This window comes from Pseudoalteromonas sp. MB41 (assembly GCF_020966275.1).
Lineage (GTDB): Bacteria > Pseudomonadota > Gammaproteobacteria > Enterobacterales > Alteromonadaceae > Pseudoalteromonas > Pseudoalteromonas lipolytica.
The window spans coordinates 22,686-35,319 of sequence record NZ_JAJJZF010000001.1 but is presented as its reverse complement, the minus strand read 5'-3'; the positions used below and the strand labels follow the sequence as shown (position 1 = coordinate 35,319).

Annotated in this window: 9 protein-coding genes; 3 read left to right on the top strand and 6 right to left on the bottom strand. The window is 41.9% G+C overall.

Annotation, left to right across the window (positions count from 1 at the left end):
* Positions 1–144: 144 nt before the first annotated feature.
* The 3 genes from LPA49_RS00145 (at position 145) to LPA49_RS00135 (ending at position 5,321) form a co-directional block, all read left to right on the top strand.
* Complete coding sequence (locus tag LPA49_RS00145; RefSeq protein ID WP_230235245.1) at positions 145–567, top strand: hypothetical protein; 423 nt, start codon at positions 145–147, stop codon at positions 565–567.
* A gap of 575 nt (positions 568–1,142) precedes the next feature.
* Complete coding sequence (locus tag LPA49_RS00140) at positions 1,143–3,845, top strand: TonB-dependent receptor (RefSeq protein WP_075593483.1); 2,703 nt, start codon at positions 1,143–1,145, stop codon at positions 3,843–3,845.
* A 108-nt stretch (positions 3,846–3,953) separates the two neighbouring features.
* Positions 3,954–5,321 carry a hypothetical protein gene (locus LPA49_RS00135; protein ID WP_036967889.1) on the top strand — a complete coding sequence of 456 codons (1,368 nt, stop codon included), beginning with the start codon at positions 3,954–3,956 and terminating at the stop codon, positions 5,319–5,321.
* 26 nt (positions 5,322–5,347) lie between these two features.
* On the opposite strand, the gene LPA49_RS00130 is transcribed toward LPA49_RS00135, so the two are convergent.
* The 6 genes from LPA49_RS00130 to LPA49_RS00105 form a co-directional block, all read right to left on the bottom strand.
* Entirely contained in the window at positions 5,348–5,611 is a 264-nt protein-coding gene (locus LPA49_RS00130) for a lipoprotein (RefSeq protein ID WP_036967891.1), read from the bottom strand.
* A gap of 11 nt (positions 5,612–5,622) precedes the next feature.
* Positions 5,623–6,456 carry a CsiV family protein gene (locus tag LPA49_RS00125; RefSeq protein ID WP_036967893.1) on the bottom strand — a complete coding sequence of 278 codons (834 nt, stop codon included), beginning with the start codon at positions 6,454–6,456 and terminating at the stop codon, positions 5,623–5,625.
* The gene (gene mfd, locus LPA49_RS00120; RefSeq protein ID WP_180310898.1) at positions 6,456–9,929 is read right to left on the bottom strand and encodes a transcription-repair coupling factor; all 3,474 of its coding nucleotides are present in this window, start codon (positions 9,927–9,929) and stop codon (positions 6,456–6,458) included. Before mfd ends, LPA49_RS00125 begins: the two co-directional genes overlap by 1 nt.
* 22 nt (positions 9,930–9,951) lie before the next feature.
* Positions 9,952–10,845: a carbon-nitrogen hydrolase gene (locus LPA49_RS00115; protein WP_036967897.1), complete on the bottom strand. Its 894-nt coding sequence runs from the start codon at positions 10,843–10,845 to the stop codon at positions 9,952–9,954.
* Positions 10,838–11,896 carry an agmatine/peptidylarginine deiminase gene (locus LPA49_RS00110; RefSeq protein ID WP_118844375.1) on the bottom strand — a complete coding sequence of 353 codons (1,059 nt, stop codon included), beginning with the start codon at positions 11,894–11,896 and terminating at the stop codon, positions 10,838–10,840. Before LPA49_RS00110 ends, LPA49_RS00115 begins: the two co-directional genes overlap by 8 nt.
* A gap of 84 nt (positions 11,897–11,980) precedes the next feature.
* Positions 11,981–12,574, bottom strand: a complete 594-nt coding sequence (locus LPA49_RS00105) for a hypothetical protein (RefSeq protein ID WP_065978500.1) — start codon at positions 12,572–12,574, stop codon at positions 11,981–11,983.
* Between the last annotated feature and the right edge of the window lie 60 nt (positions 12,575–12,634).

Here is a 12,634-nt window from a genome sequence, read left to right as displayed (position 1 = left end):
AATTATGACATCAATCAAATTTTCCCGCTTTGTTGGTTATTTTTTGTCAGTCATTGTATTTTTATTAACTTATTCTACTTAGCCTAGTTGTTTTTCATAGACGAGCGGACTAGTATCCGCTTTTATTTTATACAGGTAAGTTGAGTGCGAACTACAATAACCATCTACATTTTGTTTTTGAGTGTTTTCATAGTTGCTTGTGACAGGCAAAGTATAGATGAGCCACAGACAAGTGCAACGTGCGAAAAAAATACACATTGTCAGTTTGCAAACGATGTGGAAATTTGGTTGTCCAATTCAGCCATCAGCCCAGAAACTCCCTTTTCAATCAACCTTAAATTACCTCCAAATGCGTATAACGTTTCGGCAAAACTAGAAGGGGTTACGATGTATATGGGGTATATCCCTTTACAGTTTACCCAAAAAAGCAGTTATTGGTCGGCCCAGACGATGGTCGGAGTGTGCTCCGAACCCGTGATGACCTGGAAAATGACAGTCGTTTTTACCGATGCGCAAAACCGTCAGCAGAGTGTTTTTTATTACTTTGACTCTCGCCATGCTGTGTAAATAAGGTTGAGCATTAACAGCCTCCTCATTGCCTTATAATAGGTAATAGCTTTTACGTTTGCCACTTATCTTGAATAACACGCTCATACTGCTTTTTTGCATGGAAATTTAATCCGTGTGAACAAAATACAAAAACCATCCTCTAATACCTTGTTTAAAAGCTAACTTTGCCAATTTAGTTATTTTTTGTGAATAACTATGGTTAGCAGACATATTGACCTATTACGGTTTTTATAACGTTGTGTGATCAACTTGTAAAATTTTCATTTAAAGACAAATATCCATCGCAGTTACACTTGATTACAAAGTGTGTGTAATTGATTTCAATCGTGTTTTTTTTGTTTTAAACATTTTGTACCTATTTGTTTTGTATTGGTTTTTTATTGTTAACATTGATACATAGTGAAACCTTATTACCTTAAATGGGTACGTAATTTTTGGAGTGTTTTTTATTTAATCTAACATTCAGTTTTCGTTCAGTTAACTACGCCTAAGTTGCCCTCCGCTGACTCGTGATTCTAATAATAACGAGCGCTACCTAACTAAAGGTAAATTTCCAACAAGTAGGGTTTCACATGAAAAAATCAATTCTTGGTTTAGCTGTTGTTTCAGCAATCCCAATGTTCTCAAGCATGCAAGTATTAGCTGCTGATAATGCAGCAGAGTCTATTGAAAAAATTCAAGTTACGGGTTCTCGCATTAAGCGTTCAGATATGGAAAACGCAAGCCCAGTAACAATTATCGGCGCAGACGATATTAAAGCGATGGGTGCAACAAGCATCGATAGCGTACTACAAAAAATGACTGCCACTGGCGGTGCGATGACTAACCCAGGTATCAACAATGGTTCTGGTGGTAATGCACGTATCGATTTACGTGGTCTAGGTAGCAGCCGTACATTGGTTCTTGTTAACGGTCGCCGTATGATTGCATCGGGTACTGGTGCAGCTTCTACTGTTGACTTAAACACAATTCCTGTATCAATGATCAAATCAGTTGAAGTGCTTAAAGATGGTGCTTCTGCTGTTTATGGTACTGATGCGGTAGCAGGTGTTGTTAACATCATTCTTAAAGATGATTTTGAAGGCCTAGACATGAACGCAAATACTGCGATCACTGGCGAAGGCGATGCAACAGAAAACTCAGTTGACTTCACTGTTGGTACATCATTCGATAAAGGTAATATCGTAATCGGTATGCAGTACACTGACCGTGGTAAAGCATCTCAAGCTGACCGTAGCTTCTCTGAGTGTCCACTAGCTGAAGGCAGCAATGGTCTTTACTGTACTGGTTCATCTTACAACGAAGGTGGTCACATCTGGAATGGTAACGGTGAGAAAGGTCTAACGGTTAATGCTAAAGGCGAAGATACACCAGTATCTCTTATCGACGACAGCGGTGTAACGGGCCGTGGTGGTGAATATCACCGTTATGGCAATGCTGATGCATATAACTACTCACCAGCAAGCTACCTTTATACGCCAATGGAGCGTTTAAACCTGACTGGTTTAGCAACTTATGAATTATCAGATAATACATCTCTATTCACTGAGTTCACTTACACGAAGCGTTGGTCAGAGCAACAAATGGCACCACAGCCAGTATGGTTTGACTTTGAATACACTGAAAACATGGGTAATTCACTTCTTAGCCAAAGCTATGATCAACGTGTTGATCTAGATGGTGACGGTTACTTAGATAAAAATGCTGATGGCAGCTACGTGACTCAAGAAATGAACTACAAATATGGCGACAAGATCTCTTACGGTCGTCGTATGTCTGACACCGGTGCTCGTTTCTTCGAACAGTCTGTAGATACAGTTCGTGCTGTTGTTGGTGCACAAGGTTTTGTAGGCGACTACTCATGGGATGTATCTGCTAACTTCGGTCGTAACGACTCTGTAGATAAGCTAAGCAACCTTCACAACATGGGTGCTATCCAAGATCAAATTACTGCGGGTACTTTTAACCCATTAGACCAAGCAGCATGGGTATCTGAAGATTTCCGTAAAAATGTTTACACAGAAGTAAACAATGGTGGTAGCCAATTATTCATCCTAGCAGCATCAGTATCTGGTGAAATGTTTGAAATGCCAGCAGGTTATGCTGCATTCGCTGCAGGTGTTGAGCGCCGTCAAGAGAAAGCATGGTACACACCAGACTCTCTAACAGCACAAGGTCTTGCAAATGACCCTATGGTTGAGCCGACAGCAGGCGGTTTTGATGTAAATGAAGCATATATTGAATTTGCATTACCACTACTAGCTGATGCACCATTTGCACAAAATGTTGAACTAAGCGCAGCAATCCGTGCGTTTGATTACAGCACATTCGGTTCAGATGAAACATGGAAACTAGGTTTAACATGGAAAGCAAACGATGAATTAATGCTACGTAGCGTTGTGTCAACTGCGTTCCGTGCACCAACTGTATCAGAGCTTTACTCAGGTAACTCACCATCGTTTGAACAGATCACTTTCCCAGGTGCTCAGGACCAAGCTGAAGTAACTGTTGGTGGTAACTCTCTACTTACTCCAGAAGAAGCTGATACGTTCACTGCTGGTATCGTGTACGAGCCAGAGTGGTTTGAAGGCTTCAGCATGACACTTGATTACTACAAAATTGAAATTGAGAATGCGATTGCGTCAGTTAATGAGCAATACATTGTTGATCAGTGTTTAGCAACGTCTGACAATGCTAATACAGTGCTATGTCAATCAGCGAATATCAGCATGGATAGCACGGGTCGTGTTAAATTCAACAACCAATTACAAAACATTGGTTCTGAGAAGACTTCTGGTATCGACTTAAACCTAACTTACAGCTTTGAAGCTGCAGGCCTTAACTGGAAAGCGGGTCTAGATACTACTTACCTAGACGAGTACGTTGTAACAGTACTTGATGATACGACTGATTACGCGGGTCTTATCACTTCTGGTTCTGGTGGCTACGCTGATATCAAGTCTAACTTTACATTATCAGCACGTGGCGAAAGCTGGGATGCAACATACAAGGCACGTTATATCGCAGGAATGGATAGCTACCTATGTAAAAGTGATCCATCAAGCTGTTTAGCACCTACAACACCATCAGTTGTTTATCATGACATCAGTGGTTCATACTTACTATCTGATACAGTGACTCTATCTGCAGGTGTTAATAACTTGTTCGATAAAGAGCCACCTTACTACACAGGTAACAATGACTCAAACACTGACCCGTACACATACGATGTACTAGGTCGTCGTTTCCACGCTGGTGTGAACGTTAAGTTCTAATCTAGTTTGAAATGATTATTAAGGCCCGGTTTTTACTGGGCCTTTTTTATTGTCTGAAAAGCTATCTCGGCGTAAACTTACAGTGTAAAAGTAAACAACGAGGTGATATTGCTTAAACAAGACGAAAACCTATCTTTTATTATCGAACCTGAGCTAAGTCCCCGCGCAGAGCAGCGTCTCGATCTGTATTTTTCTATTCCAAATGAAATGAGTGTCAACCCACAAACACTCAGTGAAGAAGCGTACTTCAACAACCACTTTAAGTCGCACCTAGCTTACAATGCGAACAATATTCACTTGCCACTGGTGCGAAGTCGGTTTGTGAGTAAAAACAAAGGTGAGCAACAAGATTATAGGCAAAACCTAAATTTATATTGTTATCAGGTGCGTCTAGCACTCAATGCAGATATTAAAGACACCCTAAAACATAACGAAGCTGACGAGTTTTACCCTGCGGCGATGGAGTTGTGTGAGCAAACTGAAGGGTTACTAAAAAAACTACGTCGTTATACCCCAGATGATGAAAAGTTGCTGCCATTTTATAAAAATGCCGATAACTATTTAAGCTGGCATGTTGAACAATCATTTTTAAAGTTATTAGACGAAGGGCCGCGCAGTAGCGATTTTGCAAAAGAGCGTGGTGAGTTGCTCGATTTCTGTAAAGCAGAAAACAGCTACCGAGAAGAACAAGAGTATAATTCGCAATCAACCCTTGAAGATGCAAACCGCATTACAAATAAAATGCGTTTATTACAACGCTTAATTGAGCATGGCGTTATCTTAAATCGCACCACACGGCATCTTAATAGTTATCTAAAGCGAATGGTTAAAGGCACTGTCACTGCCGTTATAATGGCTTTTGTGATGCTGGTTGTACTTAATGCACGCTCAACCTTTACTGAAGTGACAGCGACATTAATTTTGATTTTAGGGGTGATCTACGGGCTGCGTGAAATATTTAAAGAAGATATAACACGTGTTATTTGGCGTGCCATTGTGAGAGGCAGGCCGAAATGGCGTTTTCAGTTTAAGAACAGTATTACAAAAGACAGGATCGCCAGTCAGTACATTTGGCTCGAATACACCTCGTTCAAGCGGATCCCAAAAAAAGTGCGTCAGATATTTTCTAAGCGTCGCCATCAAAATAAACAAGCAGCACAATGGTTACACTTTGCCAGTGAAACACACGTCAATGCAAAAGAGTTTTTGCCCGGGTATGATACGTTGCAACAAACTGTTAGCTTTAGCTTAGCGCCGTTTGCGCGTTACTTAAAACGTGGTGAGGGGAAACTCTATCATCTCGACAGTAATAAAATATCAAAGCAGGCAGTTGAGAGGCGTTACCAATTAAATTTGGTGTTAGTTTTTTCAGAAAATGAGCACGAAACTAGGTATGAACGCTACAAAATTACGTTAAATCGCAGCAAAATTATTAATATAGAGCTGATCCACAGTCAATTAGATAAGAGTGAGTAGGGTGGCTATATGCCACCCTTACAGGATTATTTAGCGTCTAAACCTGTTTTACTATAAAGCGATACTTTATCTGAAACTAAAGTGATTTCGATATTTTTATCATTATCACCCCAGATACAGTTCGTATGCAGTGTTTTCTCTTCGCACTTATCAGCCGAGCCTAAGATAGCTTCAACTTCTGCTTTATCCATACCGATTTTTATTTTTTCATAGTTCTCAAGGTTTACTTTAGAGCAGCCAGCTAATGTTAACACTGCAGCGGCAGCAGCAATTGCCATATATTTTTTCATAATAGATTCCATTAATGGTTGTAGCGTCTTATTTGCACGATCATGCCCATACGAGGATGATCGAAATAATGTATTTCGTTGCTGATCACACGCTTAAATTGTGAAAAGCGGGCTTTTTCATAATCACCGGTTTCTAAACGCTGACTAATATCAAAATCAGCATTTATAAAAAGGTAATGACGAACGTAAATTTTCATTAAACCATCTAATTCCCAATCAGGCGTTTGTTGCAAACTCTCTGGAATATATTGCTCTGATGGAGTTACTAGGCTAATAAAGTCATTGTTATCTGGTTCAATAGCAGGTGAACTTGCTGCTAAATGTTTGCCTGCAAATAACCGAATACTTTGAGCGCGTGATTCACTCATTTCAGGAAAACGCCAACCGGTGTGTAATAACGGTGTTAAACCTTTTCTATCAAGCTGGTTTTTCTGTTCAGTAAATTGCAGTTGCTCAGGCGCCATTAAATAAATTTCGTCGGTGTCTTCACGTGGTTCGACAGGGGGAGAGACTGGTAATTCGTTGTAGCTTGCTAAAAAATCAACGCTGTCGTCACAGACATTCGAATGTGGGTTTGAATTAATCAATTCATCAGTAAATGACTGTGAACGAAAACGACTATCACCGTTAATACAAGCTTGTTTAGCGTGCGCTTTGTAGACAGGTGATAATAAGTCTTTCGAACGTTTTGCATTGATTTCATCATGTTTTAACGAGAAATCTTCTTGTAAGTAGGGCGCTGGACGTTGTTTATAAATAAGCACTTCTATTTCGAACCAGCGTGCTGCAAACGATGAGCTTGTAAATAAGCAACAAAGTAAAATAAAACTATTTCTAAACAACATTAATGGCTAACCTTTTTTTCGAAATCTGCAATCATTGCAGTGACCATTTTCAAGCGTTCACGAGGGTTCGCCTCGCTGATCGCAAAACGCAATTTATTTGCGCCGTCCATTTTATATATATGCGGAGCACTTTGTATCAAACCTATAATGAAGCTAGGGTTAACCTTTGTATGCTGGCTAAACTCAAAATAGCCGCCTTTCGGGTTTGCTTCAATCTTTTTGATGCCAATATTGCTGGCTTGCAATTTCAGTTGTTGCAAACTAAATAAGTTTTTAGTGGCATCTGGGAGTAAACCAAATCGGTCTATTAACTCGACCTGTAGCTCGTCCATGTCATTGAGATTAGCACAGCTTGCGATGCGTTTATAGATTCCTAAGCGTGCATTTACATCATGAATATAATCATCCGGTAATAAGGCTGGCAGTTTTAAATCAACCTCAGTCTGTTGACCTAGCAGGTTCTCCAGTGTTGGCTCTTTGCCTTCTTTTAGTGCGTTAACGGCCTGTTCAAGCATTTCCATATAAAGGCTAAAACCGATGCTCTGCATTTGCCCTGATTGATCATCACCGAGTAGCTCACCCGCGCCACGAATTTCTAAATCATGTGTCGCTAACGCAAAGCCTGCGCCTAAATCTTCTAAAGACTCGATGGCCTCAAGGCGTTTTACTGCATCTTTAGTTAATGACTTTGGATTGCCTGTTAATAAATACGCGTACGCTTGGTGGTGACTTCGACCAACGCGGCCGCGAAGCTGATGCAGCTGAGCTAGGCCAAGCTTGTCGGCTCTATCCATTATGATGGTATTTGCAGTCGGAACATCAATGCCGGTTTCAATGATTGTTGTACACACAATCACATTGTATTTTTGGTGATAAAAATCACTCATGATTTGCTCAAGCTCGCGTTCACGCATTTGTCCGTGTGCAGTGGTAACGCTCGCTTCTGGTACCCACCCAGTAATTTCTTCAGCAACACGGTCGATTGTTTCAACATTATTGTGTAAGAAATAAACTTGGCCGCCGCGCTTAATTTCACGCAGAATAGCTTCGCGAATGAGCTCAGCATCACGTTGTCTTACAAAGGTTTTAACAGCCAATCGTTTAGCCGGTGGTGTGGCGATAATCGATAAGTCGCGCATGCCGCTCATTGCCATATTCAGTGTACGCGGAATCGGGGTGGCGGTGAGGGTTAAAATGTCGACATCGGCGCGCAGTGCTTTTATTTTTTCTTTTTGACGAACACCAAAGCGATGTTCTTCATCAACGATTAATAAGCCTAAGTCTTTAAATTTAATGTCTTGCTGAATTAATTTGTGAGTACCTATGACAATATCTAGCTTGCCTTCGGCCATTTTATCCAGTGTTTCTTTTTGCTCTTTTGTCGAATTAAAACGCGATAAAACACCGACTTCTATTGGCAAATCAGCGAAGCGATCTTTAAAGTTTTCAAAATGTTGCTGTGCAAGTAACGTGGTCGGGACTAGCACGGCGACTTGCTTGTTATCATTTACGGCAACAAAGGCAGCACGCATGGCGACTTCTGTTTTACCAAAACCCACATCACCACACACCAATCGGTCCATAGCCTGTTTACTTTGCATATCGCCCAGTACAGCTTCGATGGCGTTGCGTTGGTCGTCTGTTTCTTCAAATGGAAAGCTGTCGCTAAATTGGCGATAAGCACTGCCGTCAAGCTTAAACATATTGCCAGGTTTAGCTTGGCGTTTTGCGTAAATATCTAACAGCTCAGCAGCGACATCGCGTACTTTTTCTGCGGCGCGTTTTTTCGCTTTTTCCCATGCATCTGAACCCAGTTTATGAAGTGGGGCACTTGCTTCTTCTCCACCTGAATAACGGCTCAACATATGAAGTGCAGAAACGGGCACATAGAGTTTGGCTTCGTTTGCGTAGGTGATCGTAACAAACTCGGTAATCACCCCTGCAGCATCAATGGTTTCAAGACCTTGATAACGACCCACACCGTGATCTAGGTGCACTATTGGTTGACCTTGACGCAGTTCGGCCAGATTGCGAATTAATGCATCTTGGCTTGCTTCGTATTTATGTTTTCGGCGTCTGCGCTGAGACACCTTAATACCTAATAACTCTTGCTCTGTAATGATGGTTAAACGGGGTTTACCATCCAGTACCACACTTTGTTCAAGGGGCGAGACAATTAAACCCACGTCGCTGGAGCTTTGGGTAAAGTCGGTGAATGAATTAAATTCTTTAAACTTTAAACCACTTGGTCTTAACAGTGTCAGCAGCGATTCACGTCGTCCGTCAGACTCTACAGACAGTAGCACACGGCCTTTTTGTTTTTTTTCACTGGCAACATAGTCAATTAAGCCTTGATACGGCTCATGCAATTTATGATCAATACGTACATTGGGTAAATCGTTGCTGGCTAAATTTGTGTGTCCTGCTTTCGTACCAAGCTTTGCCTGTGATAAACGTATTCGCGCGTAGTGTGCAAACTCACCAAACAGTTCATTGACACTTTGATAAAGTTTTATAGGCTCAAGAAGCGGTCTAAGAGGGTCTACACGGCGGTTTTCATAGCGTACATTTACATCATGCCAAAACTGCTCAGCGGCATGCTCAATATCACCAAAGTGCATGAAAGTGGTATTGTTAGGAAGGTAATCGAAAATTGTCGCTAGTTGATCGAAAAACAGCGGCATGTAATATTCAATCCCCGCAGGCCAAGTGCCTTTGGTTACCTGCATGTAGATAGAATCTTGCTCGGAGCTGGCACCAAATTGTTCACGATAGTTAATTCTAAACCGTTCTATATCTGCATCGTTTGTCGGGAATTCGTGGGCCGGTAAGAGCTCTATTTTATCGACTTTTTCATCAGAACGTTGGCTTTCTACGTCAAACAAGCGGATGCTGTCTAGTTCATCGTCAAAAAAGTCTAATCTGAATGGGTGAGGACTCCCCATCGGGTATAAGTCAACAATTGAGCCACGTATTGCATATTCACCATGCTCCATCACTTGTTGAACATGTAAGTAGCCTGCTTGCTCAAGGTTATCACGTAGGGTGTGAGTATCTAGCGTGTCACCCACCGTAAAATTAAGGGTTGAACCATAGATAAATGACGCGGGAGCAGTGCGTAGCATCAAGGTCGACACGGGCACAATTAACACGCTTTGTTGTTCTTTTTTTAAGGTGTTAAGAGTGGCAAGACGCGCAGAGATAATATCCTGATGCGGTGAAAAATGATCATAAGGTAACGTTTCCCAGTCAGGGAAGACCATGACTGGGTTTTCAGGTAATAAAAATTCGAGTTCAGTTTCAAGGCGAAGGGCGCTTGGTGTATCTGGGGTGACAATCACAACAAGTTCGTTATGTTGTTTCACACCTTCGGCTATTGCGATACTCAGCCCGCTGCCGGTTAGTTGTCCCCAGTGAATTTTATCTTTCTCAGATTTTACCCAAGGCAATGCTGCCCATTGCGCAAACGCCATTTACTACTCCTTTAAACTGTGTTTAGTCTCGATAAATTTTTGTTAGATCCTGATAGTGGTCGATGCGACGATCACGTAGGTATGGCCAAATACGGCGAATGTTTTCGCTGCGTTGTTGGTCAAGTTCAACAACAAGTAACTGCTCGTCGCTGTTATTTGCGTGTGCAAGGATTTCACCTTGAGGGCCTGCGATAAACGAATTACCCCAAAACTGAATACCCTCGCTTTGCGCACTTGGATCACTTTCATGACCAACGCGGTTACAGCTAATAACGGGCACACCATTGGCAACAGCATGCGCACGCTGTGAAATAACCCAGGCGTCTTTTTGACGCGTTTGCTCGTCTTTATCATCACGAGGATCCCAGCCGATGGCTGTTGGGTAAATTAAGATTTCAGCTCCCGCCATCGCCATTAAGCGTGCGGCTTCAGGGAACCATTGATCCCAACATACTAGCACACCGAGTTTACCCACTGAGGTTTGAATTGGTTGAAACCCTAAATCCCCCGGTGTGAAGTAAAACTTCTCGTAAAACCCCGGATCATCCGGAATGTGCATTTTACGGTATTTACCCGCAATGCTGCCGTCTGTTTCAAGTACAACGGCGGTGTTATGGTAAAGGCCTGTGGCACGCTTTTCGAATAATGATGACACGATCACCACATTTAACTCTTTTGCCAGCGCACCCAGTGTGTCTGTACTTGGGCCTGGAATTGTTTCTGCTAAATCGAAAACATCAACGTCTTCTGTTTGGCAGAAATATAAACTGCGGTGTAGTTCTTGAAGAACAACCAGTTTAGCGCCTTGGCTTGCTGCATCACGAATGCCTGCAATTGATTTTGCCATGTTTTCTTGGGCGTTATCAGAATTAGATTGCTGAACAAGGGCAACCTTTAAATGCGTTGGTTTAGTCATTGTTTGCTCCTGCTAAAAAGCCGCGCGGTAATTGCATCGTAATGCAGTGTAAACTGCCAAACTGATGGATAATTGGTAAACAGTTAATACCCAGTACGGTGTGTTCTGGGTAGGCCATTGCAATTTGAGCTAATGCCAGTGAGTCATGTTCATCACCGTAAATTGGCACAAGCACTGTTTTATTGATGATTAAATAATTGGCATAAGTGGCGGGTAATCTGTCACCGTCATCGTTAAACACCGCTTTAGGCCAAGGAAGAGCGATAAGCCTGTAATCTTCACCTTGGTGTGTTTTAAACGTGTGTAACTGTTTTTCCATCGCGTCTAATGCAGCAAAATGCTCATCATTTTCGTCATCACACTTAACGTATACAAGCGTATTGTTTGGTGCAAAACGCACTAACGTATCAATGTGGCTGTCTGTGTCATCACCCGCTAAATAGCCGTGATCAACCCATAAAAACGATTCGGCACCTAATTGTTCTTTAAGGATTTGCTCGATGTCTGTTTTAGATAACGATGGATTACGATTCGGGTTTAACAAACATTCACTGGTCGTCAACAGCACACCGTGCTCATTAATTTCAACGCCGCCACCTTCAAGCACTAAATCACTTTGCTGATAAGCCGTGTTTGGGTTTGCTAGTTGTTTGACGAGCACTTGATTAATATGGTTATCAAGCTGGCTTTCGAATTTATTACCCCAGCCATTAAAAATAAAATCCATGATTTTTAAATCAGCTGCGTTATCAAGGTTCGCACAGGTTAACGGTCCATGGTCGCGAGCCCATGTATCGTTGCACGGGGTAACGACAAAGTGAATACGGTGTGCATCAACACCCGCGTCGGCCAGTAGGGCACTTATGTGGTTTTTAAGTGCGTCGTTATGAGCAACAATCACCACATCTTGTTGTTGGCTAATTGCTTGACATAGGGCGACGTAAACGGGTTCTACAACCGTTAAAATTGCAGCCCAATCGGTATCTTGGTGCGGCCAAGTGAGCATTACAGCGTCTTGCTCAGCCCATTCAGGTAAAAGTCTAAATTTCATGAAGGTATTAAACAAACAAAGGTGGGGCTAGTTTAGCATTTTAGCCATAGATGTCAGCTTTTTGTGCGCGATAAAGCAGGATTTTTAACTGCTTTGCGACGTGTTTTCTTGTTGACGTTTTTTAAGCTGGCGAGTTTGTGCATGCAATGCTGCCCGAACGACTAAATCTTGGTCTGCATCGCGAATGGCAGTGAATAATAAAGTGTATTGGTATTTATCATCATCGCGCTTTTCAATCGCAACTAATTCGGTATAACAATATATCGCTGATGCTTCATGCTGCAAAAATAGTTTGGTTCTAAACGTTTGCCCTAATTCGTATACCTCAGTCGATGTGAGTTTTACGCCACCGCCACCATAACTATCACAATAATTTGCGTTATCTTCGGGCTGTTCAGAGGCCAGAATGTGGCTCATAATCAAGTCTATTTTACGTGATTGAGCTTGTAAAAATATGGCCAGCTCTTGAGCTATGTCACCTAAATTACGCAGTGGGCGTAATGTACTTTGCTCAAGTTCATTCACTTCATTTGCAAGCTTAAATAGGGCGGGAATATCGGCTTCAAGTTCAGCATGCGTTTTCGGCACAACATGTGGCTCAACAGCGTATAAGTTCACGCGGTTGCTTTCTTCTATCTGAAAGTATTGCTCAAATTCGCTTAATTTTTGATTGTTCATGCTGTACTCCACACATATTTAGTTAATATTAGCGCCGCAAAGCACAAATTACCAGTAATG